Source organism: Gemmobacter lutimaris (assembly GCF_003570715.1).
Lineage (GTDB): Bacteria > Pseudomonadota > Alphaproteobacteria > Rhodobacterales > Rhodobacteraceae > Gemmobacter > Gemmobacter lutimaris.
This window is the reverse complement of sequence record NZ_QXXQ01000006.1, coordinates 230,327-248,515: the sequence shown is the minus strand read 5'-3', so window position 1 is coordinate 248,515 and position 18,189 is coordinate 230,327. Positions and strand designations below refer to the sequence as shown.

Below are 18,189 nucleotides of genomic sequence, written 5' to 3'. Positions count from 1 at the left end.
CCCTCATTGTCCAGAACCAAGCGCACTGCACGCTCGCGCACTTCGGGAGAAAACTTGTTCGTGGTCTTGCTCATGATGCTCCATCCTACTCAGAAGTTGGAGCCTCCGGCAAACCCGGCGCGGTTCAGGATGGGCGAGACGGAAAAGCAGTACGTCTATCGCGTCTATGACCGGCTGATGACCGGCTGATGACCGACCTAGGCACGGATGAAGAGGCCTATGAAGCCGAGGCGCTGCGGAAGTTCCGCAAGGAACCGGCGCAGATGAAGCTGCTGATCGTCGTCAGCCGCCTGCTGACCGGGTTCGACGCGCCGACGGCGACCTACATCTACATCGACAAGCAGATGCGCGACCACGGGCTGTTCCAAGCGATCTGCCGGGTGAACCGCCTGGACGGGGATGACAAGGATTATGGCTATGTCGTCGACTACAAGGACCTGTTCAAGAACATCGAGACAGCCGTCGAGGACTACACCTCAGGCGCTTTCGATGCCTTCGATGCGGTCGACGTCGAGGGGCTGATTTCCTCGCGGGCCGAAAAGGCAGGCGAGGATCTGATGACCGCGCGCGATGCGTGGTTCGGGCTGCTGGACCCGGTGGAACAGCCAAAGAGCGACGACCAGGTGCTGGCCTATTTTTCGAGTCCCGGAGGATGGGAGGCCGATCCGCAGGCCGAGGAAAAGGCCCGGCGGCGTCAGGCGCTTTACAAACTGGCAGGGGCCTATGCCCGTGCCTTCGCATCGGTGGCGGATGATCCTGCAGCGTCGGGCGTGAACGACTTGCAGCTGGCTCAGTACCGCAACGAGGTGGAACGGACGATTTCGCTGCGTGATGCCGTTCGCCTGCACAGCGGCGATGCCGTGGACATGAAACAGTTCGAACCCGCGATGCGGCACCTGATCGACACCTACATCAAGGCGGACGAATCCGAGGTGATCTCACATCTGGACGATATCAGCCTGATCGATCTAGTGGCGAGCAAGGGGGTGGCAGCCGAGGGGGAGTTGCCAAACTCCCTGAAGAAGACGCGCGAGAACGTGGCCGAAGCCATAGAAAACAATGTGCGCAGGCTGATCATCGACGAAACGCCGGTGAACCCGAAGTTCTACGAGCGAATGTCAGAACTGCTGACCGACCTCGTCAAGAAGCGGAAGGACGACGCTATCGCCTATGCAGAATATCTGGAAAAGATCGCGGAACTGGTCAGGGTGGTAAAGGCGGGGCACGGCGGCGAATACCCGCCGACCATGACCACGCCGGGGCGCAAGGCGCTCTACGACAACCTCGGCCGGGACGAAGCTGCAACTCTGGCCGTAGATGACGCAATCCGCAGTACCGCCCAAACCGGCTGGCGCGGCAACAAGATGAAGGAGCGGATGCTGCGGCGGAAGCTGCTGGAGATCCTCGACACCGAGGACGCCGTGGACAGCATCATCGAGATCATCCGGTCGCATGATGAATACTGAACTGATCGAGATCGCCGGGCTGTCGGTGGAACTGGTCCGCAAGCCGATCAAGAACCTGCATATCGGGGTCTATCCGCCCGCCGGTCGCGTGCGGGTCGCTGCCCCTCCAGCCATCAGCGAAGACGCCGTCCGGGTCGCGGTTGTGACCCGGCTCGGTTGGATCAAGAAGAAGCAGCGCGAGTTCGAAGGTCAGGCGCGACAACCCGAACGCCGGTACATCTCCGGCGAAACCCATTTTGTCTTCGGCAAACCGCTTCGGCTTATGGTCCAACCGAACGACAAGGACCGCTGTGCAATCAGTCTAGACGCTTCAGATCGACTGACGATGTTGGTACCAGCAGGCTCAACGCCCGACCAGAAGGCACGCTGGATGGCGACGTGGTACCGATCGCAGCTGCGGGAAAAGGCCGCTCCCCGCATCGCCAAGTGGTCGGATCGGCTGGGCGTACCGATACCGCGGTGGGGCATCAGGTTGATGAAGACGAAGTGGGGCAGCTGCAATCCCGAAAAGGGGCTGGTGTGGTTGAACCTCGACCTAGCGAAGAAGCCTCAGGCCGCCATCGACTACGTCATCCTGCATGAAATGGCCCATTTCGTTTCACCGCGACACGACGAACTCTTCCTGAACACCCTCGATCGTAACATGCCGGGATGGCGGCAAATCCGATCTGACCTCAACGCGCTGCCCCTGTCGGATGGAAGCTCCGTCTGAAAGTTCGATTTCTGCTCCATTCCACGAACGCCACTGGCGTCGAAGTGCTCAGGTTCTGCGAGGAACTGTCCCCATATTTTCAACTGGTTACGGGCTCTACACCGAAATCGCGCAGTCGAGAGGTCCGGAGAATATCGGGCTCAAGAGAACGTGTCCGGCTGCTGTGGCGAGGGCGTCAGTGCTCAGCCCCATCCGCATAACCTTCGAAAACAACGAGAAATTCCGGCCGCAGCCGGATCGGGAGAACGCTTTCTCAAGGGCAAATGGCGGACAGTGAGGCCGTAAAACTACACGACCAACTAATTGAAAATAAAAAATATTCTCTAAGGATAAAATCAAAATCCCTAATCAAGTCCCTAGCGCCACACTCAGCTAACTTTCAAGGGATTCCCCAGAGGTGGACCTTCTCGGCGGAAATTTGCCACATCGCGACCAGCAACACCACCCTGCCCTTCCCTCCCCCACTCTAGAGGTCGTCGCTTTCCCCGATTGCCCGCCCCTCACGCGCGCGGCTATCCTGCCCGCGTCATGCCAACAGGGAGGCGACGATGTGCGGGCGCTTTGTCGATCCGAACCTGCGCAGCGAGGGGCTGGATACCTCGTGGCTCAAGATCAACCCCTTCTCCCGGCGCTTCAACGTGAAACCCACGCATGACGTGCTGATCCTCGCCAAGCCCGAGCAGGAGCCACTGACGGCCCGCTGGTGGCTTGTGCCGTCATTGCACCGGGGCGACCTCAGGTACTGGAAGGCGACGACCTTCAACGCCCGGATCGAGGAGGCGAAGGACAAACCGGCCTTCCGCGCCGTCTGGCGCTTTGGCCGGTGACGACTAGTGCTGTCGTCCGCCGCCTCATCTCAGCCCGCGCCGCAAGAATTTTGAGGCTTCCGCAGATTAAATTTCCAACTCCGGTAAGAATCGGTCTACATCTGGCTTTCCAAACTACATCTATAGACGCTGTCCATGTCCCATTCCCGACGTTCATTTTTGCTTTCCCCCTTAGTGTTTGGCGCTGCGCTAAACGCGACGCGTGCAAACGCGGCAGACGCGCCATTAGCCGGTCAAGTCATTCTGACGGGATTTCGCGGCACATCTGTTGAGAATAGCGAAGTTGAGCTAGTACTTAGAATGTTCGAGCGAAGACAAATTTCCGGTGTAATTTTGCTTGAAAGGAACGTTCGTTCTCCAGAACAACTGAAGCGGCTTACGGACGCTTTTCGTACAGCCTGCCCCGACTCGCCACCCATCATCGCAGTAGATCAAGAGGGTGGAAAAGTTGCGCGACTTGGTTCGCGCCAAGGCTTTAAAGTATGGCATTCCGCTGCCAAGTTGGCAGAATGGAACATGAGTGCCCAAGACGTCTATGATTACTATCTGGGTCGCACAACGGAACTGGCTTCTGTTGGCATCAATTTGAATCTCGCACCTGTTGTTGATCTAGCACTGTCTCAAAGCAATCCTATTATTTCCGGGCTAGGCAGGTCCTACGGACCCGATCCTGAAACCGTTCTTTTCTATGCAGAGATGTTCATCCGAGCACACCGAGCGGCCGATGTGAAAACCTGCCTGAAACACTTCCCCGGACACGGTAGCTCCGCTGATGATACGCACATACGCCCCGTTGACGTCCGCGCCACATGGCAGAATATCGAAATAGCACCATTTCAACGCCTAATTGATGCAGGCCTCGCTGACACGATCATGCTTTCTCATGTTATCCATGACTTTTTCTCTGATAGCCCCGACACCCCCGTTTCTTTATCGCGCGCAGCCGGAGACATGCTGCGTGAGGTCATGGGATTTTCTGGGCTTATCATTTCCGATAGCATGCAGATGGGTGCAATTACGCACGCTCGATCCGAGAAGAACGCTGCAATTTCGGCAATAATTGCAGGCAATGATATCCTGATCTACGCCAATGCGCGTAAGTCTGAAAGTCTTGACACCACTGCACGCGTGATAGCGACTTTGGAAAAGGCTTCTTTACAGCAACGTAATCTGGAAATAGCCCTGCGAGACAGGGTATCCCGTATAATCAATTTCCGCGCAAACCTATTTTAGTCCCTACTTGCGCAACCCCGAGATAGTGCCAAGCATCTTCCTCGGCACTCCCAAACCGTATTTGGGGAAACACCAACGCTTCTTTGCAACCCAAGAAAAAGCCCGACAGTTTTCTTCACGAAGACAAACTTCACGGCAACCCTGAAGCGATAGGTCGCGAATCCCTCTCGGATAGAGGTCTGCTCCTGATAGATCAGCACCAGTCAGCTCAACAAACGGGCGGTCTAATGCCTCCGCGTTTACTCGCGTATAATCGGTAACTCCGCTGATCGTGCCAGGCGACAAAGAGACATTTTCTACCGCCGATTTCGGCCAGCACCAACGCGTAGCAGAAACATAGCTGAAAGCGGCGCAAGTCGGATCGTTGCGGCATATAGTCTCGCATTCCGACAAACTCACATTTCGTATTCCAGCCGCTGATAAGTCCTGCCCAAAGAAGTCAATATTTTCGAATAGTTTGACCGGCTCAGGAGGATTCCGCGCAGGCTGCGACGGTAACGCAGACTTACCAGCGACTGAGTCGATGGCTGTAGTAGACTCAGGCCTCTTAAGCACCTCCGGTCGTCTTGATATAAGCCTGTCAATTGAGGCAAGAGACAATTGGAAGTCGTCTGCATCTGCATCAAGGTTCAGCAGCGGCTTTTCTTCATCCTTGAAATAGTAAATGTCATCTGTGGAAAACATTCTTTCATAAACAAATGGAGGCGTATTAAAATGGTTTAGAATACCTATAATTTCTGAAGTTGTATATTGAGTAGTTGAGGTGGCTTTTCCAAGGGACTCTCGGCTCTCTCCCGTATCACCGGAGTAGTAGAATTGATGGACGCCAAGAGCTCCCTGTACAAACCTGTGGCTACCGCCGAAAAAAACATTGGCGCATGATGACTCACAACTTGCCCCTAGGGGAATATAGGTACCTATTCCCTTATCGCGCAGAATAGACGCGATCTGCAGCCCCTCGTAAAGATTCCCCCCTGCACTACCGAGCACCACTAGGGTAACCGGATGTTCACGCAGTGCCCTTCGCAGATCGAACGAGTCAGACTGATTTATCTGGTCAAAGAGGAAAAGCGCCTCCGGCACCTCGTCAATGTGGCGGAAACTACCGTATGAGACGGGGTCGGCCAATGCGAGTTGACCAACACTTGACAAGAAGGCCGCCAGCAGAAGTGTCTTGTTTACCATGTAGCTCTAAATGTTGGGATTCGCGTCAGTAACTTTCGTTAATGATACCAATCAAATAGAAGGTAGCAACACCGAGGATCAACGACGTCGAAGATAGCGAGCTAACGGGTCTTTAGTTTGGGTAGGAACACGACCAGAGGCTATTTCCTTAATGTCCAAGCAGAAAGCTCGCAAACCTGTGCGGCCTTCACCGCCCTCTGCACGGCGGCATTTGAGACGGTGCACCCGGAGACGGTCATCGGTGCAGCAAGGAAAGGTCGCCCAGAGGTTTCCCAAGTTGGGCAAGCTACACCAGCCGACCGCTTCACCGCAGAGACCGCAGCCAAGACCGGGCGTATCGAGACCTCCGTCCCGCGTGACGCCGAGCGCTGCGCCAAGGTCTGTCAGGCGGCGCTGGTCGTGTTGACGGGGACGAAGGCCGACACGGGCGCGGTGTTGGACCGGCTGAAGGACCTTCCGGTCACGAGGCAGATTGATGTTGCGAAGCATGAGGTCCGCCGCCGGAACGTCAATGCGCCGCGTGTTATGGAGGCTATCCCAAACCCCGTCACCTTGGCCCCATTCCACTCAAGGGCGGCCCTGCTGGTTGGTGGGACGGCATCCATGCCGGGACAGGTGACGGTCAGCCATCGGCTCCACTGTTGCACGTTTGGGCGGAGTCTTATGCGGCCTGCGGGGGGCGGGCATCATCCCCGACGCAAGCCCTCGACGTGCTGCCTGCGATCCTTGGTTAGCCGCTCGGCTGCGGTAGCACCCAGTCGCGGGAGGCCCTGCAAGATCAGGCTCAGCCCCTTGTCGCGCAGCCTGTAGGCCGTGGCGCGGGCGATGGTGCCCCGGCGCATGATCGCCACATCAAAAGAGGCACCCGGCGGGCCTTGCAGGCGCGGGGCGGCATACTGCCCCGGTCTTCTCAGCAAGTGCCCTCGCAGGGGATGCCGTCATTGTCGCGGTCTAGCCTGTGGCCCCACGAACAATTCTTCAGCAACCACATTGCCTCGCGGCAACTCGAAATCTGCTTACAGGTCTTTCGCGGGCTGCATGAATACGACGCAGCAATGCGGATGATCTCAGAAACCGTGGGCTTCTTCGCCGTCTCCGCGTCTGATCCCGCCGGTGACGATAGCGCAGGTGCTGCCAGAACGGCCAAGGCAAGCGCCGCAAAAACTGATCTGATCGTCATCTTACTCCCTTCCTCCAATCCCAAGGCATCACAAATTCGCTTGCCCAAATTCCACGTCCGGCGGCGCGTGCACGGTCTTCGGCACCGACATAGTCCAGCCCGTAGCGCCGATACGCGACCGCCCAGCCGTGCGAGACCAGCCATTCACCGATGTCCTCACCACGAAGCCTGCACTTGGCGACCGATCTGCCGTAGCGGTCAATGTCCACAACATCACAATCCACCGGCGAACGACCGATCCAGTCGGCCAGCGCAAAGGCCGCGTCTTTGCCGCAGTTCCATCGCCTCCCCGAAGGGAGGGTGCAACGCTGCCGCGACTCGATGGCATCAATTGCGTTTAGCCTGATCCGTGTGCCGTGAATTTCGATGGTGTCAGCGTCGATTACCGAGGCCGTGCCCACAATCGTTCCCGCCGCGCCGACACACGGCATGGCCGACAGGGCGGCGGAGATAGAGACCGCCAAGGCAATCATTCCAAAAGACACCGCACGCTTTGGCACCGCCAACATCACACCCTCGGTTCAGCATTTCACACCCTAGCCAACGGTAAGTCCATCTGGCAGCACTGCACAAGGGTTTGCGGACCGTCCTTAAGGCAAGTGTTGAGCCGCTAACACGCAGCCACGGTCTACCACGACAGATACCCCATCTGGTGTTCCACCTCGAATGGCATTAGGCATAGTAAAGTTCTCTGCATCTGTTCGGGCAGTTCAGAATGCGCGTTTTCTGTCGATATTCAGCTTAACCGATCAAACCGTATTAGAACCTGCATCACGATAAATTAGAAAGGATCGGCGAGAATGAGTTTTTGGTCTGCACTTTTCTTTATTCGGCAAGATCATGAGACTACCGAAACACTTTCGGTGGCTTGGGATAGGGCAAAGGAAATTAAGGACTTTATAATATCAACCCTAGAGGCAGCCATTATACTGGGCGCAATCAAGGCGGCTTCAAATGTATCGGAATCACCTATGGCACTTGATGTTCTATATCTAGCTGGATGGATCGCACTAGCTTTATATTTGCAGTCGGGTCTGAAGCTATTCTTCTCGACCCTGATCGACGAGCGCGGCCCAGACCCTGAAGCCCATCCCAAAATACGCAGGTTCTTGGAGAAAGCGTTATTTAGCGTCATCAGCGCTATAATTTCACTCAGTATCCCCTACCTAATTCCCGCACTCATTTCCACATTCATTGAAAGCAACCTCATAAAATGAAAACCTCATGAAACTCGATAAAGGACGAGTATCATTGATGCATCCTGCAATGGGTGCCACGAAGCATCAAAACCCTACCATTGGCTACCGCCGCCAGTCGGTAAGGCGGACACGAAAGCGGCATGGTGCCACGACGGTCAACTATTCGTCAGTTCATCCGCAATGCCGACAAGGGCCTGTCGCAATGCCTGATCTATGGCCGCGCGGGCGCGCAGGTCGCGCGTGGCGCGGGCAGGCAATCCGCTGAGTTCGCGAGTGATCGTCGCGCATAGGAAATCGGCGGCGGCCTCGGCCTGATCGTCGGGAATGGCGTCCCGGCGGGCGACCGCCAACGCAAGCTCGCTGGCCTCGGCACGGGCGTCACGGGCTGCGGTGGCCGCTCGCGACAGCGTGGCGTCGCGGGCACGCGCCCGCAGGTGGGCCAAAAAGGCCGCGACGCCCGCCACAAGCGCGATCTGGCCCGGCTGCGGCTGGTGGAGGACGCCGCGCGCTATCAGGTCTTCAAGCTCGCCCGGAGCGGCGCCCACAAGGCGCCGGAAGGCTTCAAGGGATAGCAGCGTCTGTCCGGGCTGTTCACTTGCCATGTGCCGCCGCTCCCAGTTTCTCAAGCTGGGCCGCCAGCCGGGCGCGGGCTCGGGCGGCCTGATGTGCGATACCCGAGGCAGCAGCGCGAAGTCGCGCCGCCTCGTCCTTGCCGCCTAGATCGACAGCCAGAGCCTCAAGGCTGGCAAGCTCGTCAGCCACGACGACAGCCACATGATCGACCGCGCCGGGCAGCCAGCCGGCCCGCTCGGCGCGGAACCGGGCACTGGTGAAGGCGGACCTCCGGGCAGATTTTGCGGCTTCCCGGCGCGGCCAGTGGAAGGCACGAGCGATCTGGAACGCCTGCCCCAGAGACAGGAAACGGCCGCGCCCATCGTGCGGTGCGGCCCGATAGAACAGCCCCGGCGGCGTGCCGGGGAACAGCCGCCTCGCCCGCGTCACGGTGATTTGCAGGCGCAGCACCGGGTGCCTCTCAATCTTAGCGACCATGACCGTCTATCTCGCTGAAATCGCCCGTGCGGATCGCGGCCAGCGCGACAGTCCGGGCCGCGTCGATCCTTTCCGCGCTGGCGGCGAGTTCGGTCTTGAACGCCGCCGCCGCTGGGGCCGGAAGGTCCGACGCAAGCCGCACCGCCCGGAGGCGGCGCGCGGCAGCGGAAGCAATGGTTTCGACGGCCTCGATTGCTTCCTTCTGTTCGGTCAGGACAGCCCGGCGCCGGGCGGTGGCGGCGCCGACCAGCGCGGCCTTCGCTGCGTGTGACCGCGCGGCGGCAGTCGGCGTGGTGCCGGTGGCGGAATCTTCGCGGAGGAAGCGGATGTAGCCCGACACTGCGGAAATGACGGAAACGAAGCCGCGCCGCGCGGCGCGGTCGATGTATCCGGCCCGCTGCAATTGACGCAGGCGCTCAGGGTGTATGCCGAGCAACTTGGCAACCGAGGAAATCGGCGCGTGGGCGCCGTCAAGGCCGCTCTGGTTCTGCCGCATCGTCTCGGCCATCACTTGCCTCCGATGCCGCGCTCTTCATCGGCCCAGCGGGCTGCCTGCGCAGCGAGTTCCGAAGACCGGACGGAAGACTGGGCTGACACATCACCTGCGGCAACAGGGCCAGCCGGGCCTCCCGATGCGACCGCCGCCGGGCTACGCGGGGAGACCGAAGCGACGGCCTTGGCCCAAGTGTCCTCGATGGATGGTGCGGCGGAGCCGAGCTTGCCGGGTGCGGCGGGCTGGTGGCCGAAATCGCCCGCCGCGCGCTGGCGTTCTTCGATGCTCGGGCCGCTATAACGGTTGGTCTTGGGCACGGCGAGCAGCGCGCCGATGGCGACATCGGCGGTCACAGCGGTTTGCAGGGCAAACGCTAGTGCGGTTTCCCGACGATCCGTGGCTTCCTCGCAATTCAGGATCGAGACGATCCGGGCGCGCTCGGCCCGCTCGGCAGTGGTGCCGAACGAGGCCACCGCCGGAAGCGCGGCGGCGGGGCCAGCGGTATCCATGGGCAGGGTCGTCAATACAGCACGGGCCTCCGCTTCGGTAATCGGTCCGGCCAGCGCAAGCTGGATGGCAGCCTGCGAGCGGCCCATGGACGTGCCGACCGCGACCACGGACGCGATGCGTTTCCGCTCGCCAAGCGCCGAGGCGCTGGCCTGCGCCTTGGTGGCGGCCTCTGCGGCGGCTGCGGCTTCGGCATGGAGTTCAGCTTCGATGCGACTGCGCGCCGAGCGGCGTTCCTGTGCCGTCATGTCTGTCATGCGCGCCACGCGGCGCGCGGCTTCGGCTTTGATCTGTTCGATGGTCATAGCTCGTCCTCATCGTGCAAGGTGGCGGTGGTCGGGCAGATCGCGGCGGCGGCGCGGCTCAACAGGTGCTGGACCAGATCGGGCCGGGCCGGTCTGTGCGCGGCCTGCGCGTCCTGTAGATCAGCGCGGCGGGTGCGGGGATCGGGGTTCTGGATTTCAGGTTTGAGCATCGGCTTTTCACAATCAAAATTGAAATTTCGGGTTGCGGAAAACGGCGAAAAGGCGGGCCGTCTTGCCGCCGCCCCTGCCGGGAGGCCTGCTACGGTCCCTTGAGGGGGGGGGCGACGGACGCAGGGACGTCCGCCGCCCTTGCCCGCCCCGGCCCTGTCGCGGGACTGGCGGGCTGGTCGAGGCTGGGCCGAGGTGGAAACCACTCCCCTCGCCGTCCTGCGGGCAATCACCCCCGCAGTGCCTCGATAGCGGATCACGACGGAAGGCTGGCGTCATCCGCCAGCAGCGCCAGTGCGGTCGCATCGACCCGGCGGACCACGGCGAGGCCTGCGTTCTGCATCTGGCGAACGATGGTCTCCTCAGCCATTTCGAGGCCGCGCAGATCGCCCTCGGCGGATGCGATCCGCTCGATGCGCTGTTCAGCGTCGAGGGTCTCGCGACCAGCCGCCAAGTCAGCGAGTTGGCCCTCGATCACGGCCCGGAGCTTGTCACGGCCTGTCAGGATCAGAAGGCCGAGGAGAACTTCGACTGAGCCGGTCAAGTTTGGCGTGGTTTCACCCGGCGCGCGATAAGAAGGCAAGCGAATGTCGCCCCTGCCCTCCGGTCCCAGCATATAGCTGATGCCTGCGCGGTCGACCGCCGCAGTCGCGACACGATCTGCCCATTGATCGAAGGCCGCAATAGCATCCGAAACCGGGCGCGGTGCGGTGCGCAGGGCCTCGATTTCGTCGCCCTTCGCGTCGATCTGTGCCCGGATTTCATCCAGCGCGTCAAAGGTGGAGGCCAGCACCGTGCGCTGCTTTGAGAACGATTTCATGAAGTTGGAGAGTTGCATCACCGGCCCTCCTGATCGACACCCGCCGGAATATGCAGGCCGCAGTCCTTGGCGAAGCTCAGCGCAGTTTTCAGGTTCGACCGCGCGACGGCGGCAGCGGCAGCCGCTTCACCAAGTTCACTTTCGATTTCTGCCATCTGCGAAGAAATCGTGGCGATTTCGGCGTCCAGTTCGGCGAGGTTCGCGGCAGCGCCGTGCAGGCGCGGGTCTTGCGCGATCCGCGCCCGGAGTTGCCCGGCGCGCTGCCGAACGTCATCGCGGCGGGCGCGAAGATCGGCGAGGGCATCCGCATGGCCCGCCCGGACCGCTGCCGTCCGGCGGGCAAGCTGGTCGAGGGCCGTCAGGCGGTCGGACGTGACGGTGATGCCCTCGACCGTCAGGGTGAAGGGCCGGTTCTCGACCGGCGGCGCGGGCGGCGGGCTCAGGTCGCCGCCCTGCGCGAGGGTCGTGTAACGGGAGAAGGGGTCGGTCATATGCTGCCTCTTTGGTGTGAACCAAAGATGCGCCCCTTTTCATCAACTGAGCAGTGGCGACCTCATCTGATAGCCGCCCGGTCAATCTCGATCACCAGCTTGAGGGTTTCCTCGCCCGGCATTGCATAAGGCAGGCCGAGTTTCATCACCTGCCACCATACACCCGCCTCACCCTGAGGGCGGGATTTTCGTTCCGCCCGGTCCACTGGCCAGCGTCGGGTCTCGTATGCTGTGCAAGCCTCACGAAGTTCGCGCGCCGCCCTTCTGGCGCTCATCTGTGCATAGGGCGTTTCACGCGACAAGAGGATCACTAGTTCGTCCCGCTCCGCCCTACGCGCAATGTTTGACAGGGGGCGGCTGCCGTCGCGTGGCGACAAGCCGAGGTCGCGGTCAAGCGTGTCGTGCTTTCCAGCGTCCTCGATCAACCACTCCCGTATCAGCGCCGCGATTTCACGGACGTCCTTTCGGCCTGCGGCCTGTCCCCATTCCGCGAGACCGGCCAGCGCCGATGCGACAGCCTTCGGCCCTTCTTTCCGCAAACCCTCAGGATCGTCATGCCGGAATGTGGCGGAGTTGACCCAATGATCGAATGGCAGCCTGTCGATCCACGGTGCATGGATTGGCGGCATCATGTCTGCACTGTCCAAGACCATCGAAACGGCTTTCCGGTCAGGTGCAAGATGTGCATGAAGTTCGCCCTGGGCTACGCCATCGGCGGCCCGAAGATCGGGGGCCGCGCCCACGGGCGCGCGGCCCTGCGTCGCCTTCGTGTGGGTCATGCCGCACCCCCAGCCTTTCGAAATTGAAGCACCGCAGCAGAAGGCCGGGTAGGCGCCGGACGCTGGTCAGGCGCCACGGGGCCGAGGGCGGCGCAGCCACGTTCGCGGATGATCTCATCCCGGATTTCAGTGGATAGGGCGCGAATGAGCGCGGCACGCGCAGCAGGCGAAACACCATGCCTATCGAGGGCGCGGTGGGCACGGGCACGCGCTTCATCCCAGACGGCCACGGCGCCCGCACGGTCGCCACGGTCAAGTAGCGGGCAAATCTTCAACGCCATCGTCCTCGCATCGAATTTTAGGAACCGGCGCCGCATACCGGGCAGAAGGACAGTTTCAGCCATGGTTTACCCCTTTTGCCATCGTCCCATTTTCGTCGGTGAACCTTGCGATCACCTCCCGAGCGTTGCGCCGCCCGCCACAATAATCAGCAAGCACCGTTTCCATCACCGCAAGGTGATCGTCGAATAGTGCAATGCGTCGCGTGGGATGTGCGCCATCGAGGAGCCGCGCCAGATCGTGCCTGAACTGTTGTGCCGACACGGCCATGCCATCGGCGAGGCCGCGAACCGCATCAATCGTGTGGCGACGAAAATCCAAATCTGCGTCGCACCAGATCATTTCAAGCGCTTCATCTGCCCTATCAAGCACTCCGCGCCAAGCTGGGTCATTGCCAAGCGCTGCGCCCGCCCCATCAAAATCATCATCGGGCCACGGATCAGGAAGGGCGGCGATCTCGGTCGCAAGTTCCTCCTGCGCCCACCGTTCAAGGTCGTCCAGCGTGGCAGACGCCCGCGTATCCTCGAAACCGCCGCGCAACTTGGGATCGACGCCATCGTCAGCCGCTGGCGCGTCTACATAGTGCGACGCATAGGAGGAGTCAGAACGCGACGCATCAGGGTCTTCGAAAGGATCAAGGTCAGACGCGGGCGGCGGCGCCTCAAGCGCCGCAAGCCCATCTTCGGCGTCCGTGTCATGGTCATCGACATTGAAACGGTCAAAGCCGGGCGCGCGCCCGGCATTTTGTTCCAGCCGCGTGTGTATGTGAAAGTCTTCAATAACAGAGGAGGACCCGCGATCCGTAGTAATAGGCGCTGGGCGCGCGTTTGCGCGCGCCCGCGCCCTTATCGGTTCCTCTACTGTGGTTACCCCCATGGGGGCGGAAAAGGGCGCCTGCATGGGGGCGGAAATGGGCATGGTATTATCCGCCTGCATGGGGGCGGAATAAGTGTCAGTATTTCCGCCTGCATTCAGGCGGAAAATGGCATCCTGAACGGCAATGAACAAAAGCTGGAAATCTTGTGCGTCCCTTCCTTTTTTCTTGCCGGTGTGCTTCCTGTCAGCCTCTGCGCTCTGGTCATTGGCGACCTTGATCTTCTTCGCCAGACCGGCCCTACACAACCAGTCACGGGCGTCGCGCACGTTGGACGCCGAAGCCCCGACCGCAACGGCGGCATTGTCCGCAGAGCGAAACAAGCGGCCATCCTTGTCAGCGAAGTAACTCATGTCCATTGCAACGGCGGCGGCAAGAAATGTCGGTCTATCCGCGAACTTCGGGGTGCGAGCGGCAGCGATCACATCAAGGACATTCCGCCCCCACTTGAGGGATTTGAATCCAGTATAGCGTGCTTGCCCCTCGCCCCCGCTCGTGGCATGCTCAGACTCAAGGCGTTTTCCTCTCATTGCCCCGGCTGCGCCCCCCAGCGCGTCGGGGTTTTCTTCTTTCTTCATCATGCCTACGGCCCTCCGAGCCGCGCGCCGTGGGCGCAATAGGGTTCCATCGCACCGCCCGGCAGGGCGGCATCGGTTTAGCGTGCTCTCCAATCAACAGAAGGCCGATTACGCTGGCCGGGCGTGCCACAGGGGCGGCGGGGGGCCGATCACGGCCCCCGGCGTCAGGCCGCCTTGCCGGTGCTGCCAAGCCCGGCGATGAAGGCATCGAGGTCGTCGCGGCGCACCAGCGTTTTGCCCGCGAGCTTGACGACGGGCAGCCGCCCGTTTTTGACCAATTCATAAAAGAGGCTGCGCCCAATCCGCAGGACCGCGCGAGCTTCATCGACAGTGAAAAGGACGGGGTTATCCATTTGTGGCTCCACAGTGTTCCGCGCCTGTTTGTTTAGGCGCGTTCTTGTTTTGCCGTGGCCGCCGTCAAAAATCCCGGCGTGAACCCCCGGAAAATTGGAAGGGGTTCATGCGGAATTTGCCCATGCCCGAATGCGGGAGAGAAGCCGATCCTCACTCTTGATTTCCGCCTCGCCAGTGAGGACCTCCTGCGCGACCCGCAGGACCGCCGCAAACATCTTGCCGTCAGCACGGGACAGCGTTCGACCCGCGCCAATCCATAGGTGAGCTAGTCCCTGCGCGAAGACCTCAATGGCGGGGCATGGCGGTGCTGTTATAGCGGGTCCGCCCACGTCAGCCCCCACGTCTGCGTGAATAGCCTGCGATGCACCCGCCAACATCCTGTGCAGCGCGTCCAGCGCGTCCAGCGCGTCCCCAAAGGCGTTGGCAGTTCCTGCACTATCAACCGCATCAGGCAACCTACCGGCGCGGGCGAGCGCACCAAAGGCATTGGCGTAGGCATCGGACATGGCAAAGACTTCATCCTTGACTGCCGCTGCCCTTTCGGAGAGCGCCCTGAAGTCTGCTTGCCGGTATGCTGGGTGTGTCCTGCGGGCAAGGTCAAACCGCTGAAACAGGTGTCGGGCTTCATCCATTGCAGACTGGTCGGCAAGGATACCGCGTATGATCGCCGCCGCCTGCGACTCGGCTCGATCATCAAGGGCATCTGGCAAGTCTTGAACCATGGATGCGATACGATCCTGCCAGCATTTTGCGGCGGGGCTGGGGTAATAGTCCATCATGCCTGTCCTGCACGGATTGGCACAACCTTTTGGTCTTTTGCCGAAGAGGTAAGATAGCCTTCCCATGCCCGCATCAACTCCACGCGCCGGTCCCAGTGGTCGCCCCGCTGATATGCCGCGACAACAGCGCTGGCGGGCGCGTGTGCCAACGCGCTTTCTAGAACCTCGAAGGGAAAGGCGGTCGCCTCGCTCCCCCAAGTGCGGAACGACGCTCGGAAGCCGTGAACGGTGACGGGCACCGCCATGCGTTTCAGCACGGCCCCAAGTGTCATGTCCGACAATGGCGCGTGACGAAGGCCGGGGAAGACAAGCGCAGCGGCCTGATCCTCTGGCCGCCGTGGCCGCAACGGCAACATCGTCTCGATAGTTTCAACGGCACGATCACAGAGCGGCACTCGATGGGGCTTTCCCATCTTCATGCGCTCACCGGGAACCAACCAGATGGCCCGGTCTAGATCAACTTCACCCCACGTCATGCCTCTGACCTCCCCCGACCGGGCAGCGGTCAAGATCAGCGCTTCCAGCGCGCGGGCAGCGACGCCCTCGCGCTCCCCTAGCGCTGCGAAGAACGCGGGCATTTCTTGCCAAGGCAGCGATGTGAAGTGCCCCTTGCTGATACCCCGCTTGTGCGCAGGCAAAAGCAGGGACAGGTGCCCTCGCCACGCCGCCGGGTTCATGCCCGGCGGGCGCTTGCCCTCGACAACAGCCGCGTTCAGAACAACCTCGACCCGCTGCCTGATGCGGTTCGCGGTTTCGCGCTTCTCGCCCCAGATCGGGCGCAGCACGGCCAGAACGTCCTCCGTGCGGACCTCGGCAATGGGGACTTTACGCAACTCGCGGCAATAATCAGGTGCTGGCTTTCGGCTCGTAGCCTTGCCGGTGGCCGCCTGCACCTGCGGCCCGAGCAGCGTCATACGCCACTGGTCGCGATGCTTCTCATTGCGCCACCCCTCTTCATGCGCCGCAACGTAGGCAGCCGCATACTCACCAAATGTCAGCGCGGCGGCAACGTGTGCCTTGGCCTCGGCCTGTGCCGCCCGCTTGGCTTCAAGCGGATCGCCGCCTTGAGCCAACAGGCGGCGGGCTTCGGTTGCGATGGCGCGGGCGTCCGCGAGGCCTATGGCCGGATAGCCGCCAAGACCCATTTCACGCTGTTTTCCATCTTTTCGATAGAAGAAAACCCAGCTTCGCGCGCCGGTTTTCGAGACATTGAGATAAAGATTCCCACCATCCGCATGGCGACCCGGTTCCGTGATCGCCGCGACTCCCCGTGCTGAAAGCCGGTTGATTTCCGCCATCTTCGTATCCCGCCTGAGCCTTCCCTAGCGGCCCCAATGGCCCCGAGAAGCAATCCCTAGCGCCGATCCTAGCGGAAAACGCGGATTCAGGCAAACAACGGCAAACAAACACAACCACAGACAACATGAAATTCGGCTGATTTCATTGCAATATCCGCACGTTAGCGGACAAATTCGGATTTTAGAGGATAAGAAGGTGGCGGACAGTGAGGGATTCGAACCCTCGAGACGGTTCCCCGCCTACACACTTTCCAGGCGTGCGCCTTCGACCACTCGGCCAACTGTCCGTTGCAGCCGTATAACCGCAGTTCCGGGGCGGGTGCAAGGGGCTGCGGTTCGGTTCGGGGGGACGATGCGCGTAACGCTTTTCAGGCGGCGGCGATGGCGGTGCGGCGGCCGCGCAACTCGCTGACGACATCGGGCATATAGCCCTGCTCGATCACCCGAAGATCGGTGCAGCGGCGCACGCTGCGGTCCGCGACGAAGGCCATCTCGACCAGATCGCCCACGTCGATGCGCGCCGGAGCCTCGTCCGGTGCGGGGCCGTCATAATGTGCAAGATCCCGATGATCGGAGCACCAGACAATCGCCCGACCAGTGCGTTGACAGCTCCAGATCACGACCCCAAGCATCGGACACTCCGTTTCCGCACAGGTTGCGCCAACTTCGGGCAAAGATGCCCTTTCATTCATTTATGCACAGGCTCTTTGACGCTGCATGTGGAATTCCGCATCAAGACCGTGGACAAGCCCGCGATTTTGTTTCAGGACTGACGCTAAGCAGCGTCAAGCAAGACGCCCGAGGGTTCGCCATGGCAAAAGCCCCCCTGACCCCGACCGAAGCGCGTTCGATCTTCGGACGCAATCTGCGGCAGCTTTGCGAGGGCGGGCCGCCGATTTCGGCCCTGTGCCAGCAGATCGGCATCAACCGGACCCAGTTCAACCGCTATCTTTCGGGCGAGGCCTTCCCCCGCCCCGACATCCTCGCCCGCATCTGCACCCATTTCGACGTCGATGCCCGCATCCTGCTGGAACCGCTGGACGAGTTGCGCCGCTCGATCCCCGATCGTTTTCTCATGGAAATGCGGGACAAGCTGTTGATCGGAAAATCGCGGCCGGTCGATGCAGAGATTCTGCCTGACGCCATCTACAGATTCTGGCGCAAGTCTTTCATGTTTCAGGGAAAGATTGTTACCAACGTGGCGCTGATCCGCACGCGGGGCGAGGTAACGCTGTTCAAGGGGTTCGAGGAAAATCTGCTGGCGCAACAGGAAAACCCGAATGCGCGCCGCTTTCCGCGGCTGGCCTATTTTGGCCTGGTGCGGCAGCATCTGGACGGGGTGTCGATCTATTGTCAGGACCGTCAGAACCAGTCCAACATCAATTTCTTCGAATTCGGGCTGGAAGGAAACATGCGCTTCTATCCCGGCTTTTCGCTGCTGGTGCGGCGGCGGATCGACGGGATGAACCGGATGACGGCGGCAGTGCTGGAGCGGTTGCCAAACGATCCGGCGCTGTGGCGGGCCATCGTCCGGCAGGATACCGTGCATGACATGAGCTATGCCCCCCCTATCGTGCAACGGGCCCTGACCCGTATCCCCGACGGGCTTTGA

The 18,189-nt window shown here is 60.9% G+C and carries 24 protein-coding genes and 1 tRNA gene; 7 read left to right on the top strand and 18 right to left on the bottom strand.

The window, feature by feature from the left end; genetic code table 11:
- The 5 genes from D2N39_RS23340 to D2N39_RS13090 form a co-directional block, all read left to right on the top strand.
- On the top strand, window positions 1-189 hold a 189-nt coding region (locus D2N39_RS23340; RefSeq protein WP_233557135.1), incomplete at its 5' end, for a hypothetical protein.
- Window positions 189-1,466, top strand: coding sequence for a type I restriction enzyme subunit R domain-containing protein (locus D2N39_RS13105; RefSeq protein ID WP_119135231.1), 1,278 nt, complete (start codon window positions 189-191; stop codon window positions 1,464-1,466). The genes D2N39_RS23340 and D2N39_RS13105, both read left to right, overlap by 1 nt.
- Window positions 1,453-2,178 carry a M48 family metallopeptidase gene (locus D2N39_RS13100; RefSeq protein WP_119135230.1) on the top strand — a complete coding sequence of 242 codons (726 nt, stop codon included), beginning with the start codon at window positions 1,453-1,455 and terminating at the stop codon, window positions 2,176-2,178. Before D2N39_RS13105 ends, D2N39_RS13100 begins: the two co-directional genes overlap by 14 nt.
- A gap of 548 nt (window positions 2,179-2,726) precedes the next feature.
- Window positions 2,727-3,005, top strand: a complete 279-nt coding sequence (locus D2N39_RS13095; protein WP_119135229.1) for an SOS response-associated peptidase family protein — start codon at window positions 2,727-2,729, stop codon at window positions 3,003-3,005.
- 135 nt (window positions 3,006-3,140) lie between these two features.
- Window positions 3,141-4,238: a glycoside hydrolase family 3 N-terminal domain-containing protein gene (locus tag D2N39_RS13090; protein ID WP_119135228.1), complete on the top strand. Its 1,098-nt coding sequence runs from the start codon at window positions 3,141-3,143 to the stop codon at window positions 4,236-4,238.
- A 3-nt stretch (window positions 4,239-4,241) separates the two neighbouring features.
- Here D2N39_RS13090 and D2N39_RS13085 read toward each other — a convergent pair whose 3' ends face one another.
- The 4 genes from D2N39_RS13085 to D2N39_RS13075 all read right to left on the bottom strand — a co-directional run bounded on the left by D2N39_RS13085 (window position 4,242) and on the right by D2N39_RS13075 (window position 7,112).
- Window positions 4,242-5,423: a PAN domain-containing protein gene (locus tag D2N39_RS13085; protein WP_119135227.1), complete on the bottom strand. Its 1,182-nt coding sequence runs from the start codon at window positions 5,421-5,423 to the stop codon at window positions 4,242-4,244.
- A gap of 686 nt (window positions 5,424-6,109) precedes the next feature.
- A complete protein-coding gene (locus tag D2N39_RS22700; RefSeq protein WP_147373487.1) occupies window positions 6,110-6,340 on the bottom strand; it encodes a hypothetical protein in 231 nt (76 codons plus the stop codon).
- Window positions 6,334-6,603 (bottom strand): excalibur calcium-binding domain-containing protein, encoded by a 270-nt coding sequence (locus D2N39_RS23685; RefSeq protein WP_119135226.1) that lies wholly within the window; start codon window positions 6,601-6,603, stop codon window positions 6,334-6,336. Before D2N39_RS23685 ends, D2N39_RS22700 begins: the two co-directional genes overlap by 7 nt.
- Window positions 6,600-7,112, bottom strand: a complete 513-nt coding sequence (locus D2N39_RS13075) for a thermonuclease family protein (protein ID WP_233557134.1) — start codon at window positions 7,110-7,112, stop codon at window positions 6,600-6,602. Before D2N39_RS13075 ends, D2N39_RS23685 begins: the two co-directional genes overlap by 4 nt.
- A gap of 291 nt (window positions 7,113-7,403) precedes the next feature.
- On the opposite strand from D2N39_RS13075, the gene D2N39_RS13070 reads away from it, so the two are divergent.
- The gene (locus tag D2N39_RS13070) at window positions 7,404-7,820 is read left to right on the top strand and encodes a hypothetical protein (protein WP_119135224.1); all 417 of its coding nucleotides are present in this window, start codon (window positions 7,404-7,406) and stop codon (window positions 7,818-7,820) included.
- 137 nt (window positions 7,821-7,957) lie between these two features.
- Here the strand turns inward: D2N39_RS13070 and D2N39_RS13065 are convergent, their stop codons facing one another.
- From D2N39_RS13065 to D2N39_RS13000, 14 genes are all read right to left on the bottom strand, one after another.
- Window positions 7,958-8,404, bottom strand: coding sequence for a hypothetical protein (locus tag D2N39_RS13065; protein WP_119135223.1), 447 nt, complete (start codon window positions 8,402-8,404; stop codon window positions 7,958-7,960).
- A complete protein-coding gene (locus D2N39_RS13060) occupies window positions 8,394-8,852 on the bottom strand; it encodes a hypothetical protein (protein ID WP_147373486.1) in 459 nt (152 codons plus the stop codon). Before D2N39_RS13060 ends, D2N39_RS13065 begins: the two co-directional genes overlap by 11 nt.
- A complete protein-coding gene (locus tag D2N39_RS13055; RefSeq protein ID WP_119135221.1) occupies window positions 8,842-9,360 on the bottom strand; it encodes a MerR family transcriptional regulator in 519 nt (172 codons plus the stop codon). Before D2N39_RS13055 ends, D2N39_RS13060 begins: the two co-directional genes overlap by 11 nt.
- Window positions 9,360-10,157 carry a hypothetical protein gene (locus tag D2N39_RS13050; RefSeq protein ID WP_119135220.1) on the bottom strand — a complete coding sequence of 266 codons (798 nt, stop codon included), beginning with the start codon at window positions 10,155-10,157 and terminating at the stop codon, window positions 9,360-9,362. Before D2N39_RS13050 ends, D2N39_RS13055 begins: the two co-directional genes overlap by 1 nt.
- On the bottom strand, window positions 10,154-10,327 hold the full coding sequence (locus D2N39_RS22920) for a hypothetical protein (protein WP_158589830.1): 174 nt from the start codon (window positions 10,325-10,327) through the stop codon (window positions 10,154-10,156). Before D2N39_RS22920 ends, D2N39_RS13050 begins: the two co-directional genes overlap by 4 nt.
- 254 nt (window positions 10,328-10,581) lie before the next feature.
- On the bottom strand, window positions 10,582-11,163 hold the full coding sequence (locus D2N39_RS13045) for a hypothetical protein (RefSeq protein ID WP_119135219.1): 582 nt from the start codon (window positions 11,161-11,163) through the stop codon (window positions 10,582-10,584).
- Entirely contained in the window at window positions 11,163-11,636 is a 474-nt protein-coding gene (locus tag D2N39_RS13040; protein ID WP_119135218.1) for a hypothetical protein, read from the bottom strand. Before D2N39_RS13040 ends, D2N39_RS13045 begins: the two co-directional genes overlap by 1 nt.
- Before the next feature lie 62 nt (window positions 11,637-11,698).
- Window positions 11,699-12,415 (bottom strand): hypothetical protein, encoded by a 717-nt coding sequence (locus tag D2N39_RS13035; protein WP_119135217.1) that lies wholly within the window; start codon window positions 12,413-12,415, stop codon window positions 11,699-11,701.
- A gap of 336 nt (window positions 12,416-12,751) precedes the next feature.
- Window positions 12,752-14,149, bottom strand: coding sequence for a hypothetical protein (locus tag D2N39_RS13025; protein WP_119135215.1), 1,398 nt, complete (start codon window positions 14,147-14,149; stop codon window positions 12,752-12,754).
- A gap of 161 nt (window positions 14,150-14,310) precedes the next feature.
- Window positions 14,311-14,499, bottom strand: a complete 189-nt coding sequence (locus D2N39_RS13020) for a helix-turn-helix domain-containing protein (RefSeq protein WP_119135214.1) — start codon at window positions 14,497-14,499, stop codon at window positions 14,311-14,313.
- 105 nt (window positions 14,500-14,604) lie between these two features.
- Window positions 14,605-15,279, bottom strand: a complete 675-nt coding sequence (locus tag D2N39_RS13015; protein WP_119135213.1) for a hypothetical protein — start codon at window positions 15,277-15,279, stop codon at window positions 14,605-14,607.
- Complete coding sequence (locus D2N39_RS13010; RefSeq protein WP_119135212.1) at window positions 15,276-16,577, bottom strand: tyrosine-type recombinase/integrase; 1,302 nt, start codon at window positions 16,575-16,577, stop codon at window positions 15,276-15,278. The genes D2N39_RS13015 and D2N39_RS13010 overlap by 4 nt, the downstream gene beginning before the upstream one ends.
- A gap of 197 nt (window positions 16,578-16,774) precedes the next feature.
- A tRNA-Ser gene (locus tag D2N39_RS13005) sits at window positions 16,775-16,864 on the bottom strand.
- Window positions 16,865-16,945: 81 nt separating this feature from the next.
- Window positions 16,946-17,209 (bottom strand): hypothetical protein, encoded by a 264-nt coding sequence (locus tag D2N39_RS13000; RefSeq protein ID WP_119135211.1) that lies wholly within the window; start codon window positions 17,207-17,209, stop codon window positions 16,946-16,948.
- A 179-nt stretch (window positions 17,210-17,388) separates the two neighbouring features.
- Between D2N39_RS13000 and D2N39_RS12995 the strand changes: the two genes are divergently transcribed.
- Window positions 17,389-18,189, top strand: a complete 801-nt coding sequence (locus tag D2N39_RS12995; RefSeq protein ID WP_119135210.1) for a helix-turn-helix domain-containing protein — start codon at window positions 17,389-17,391, stop codon at window positions 18,187-18,189.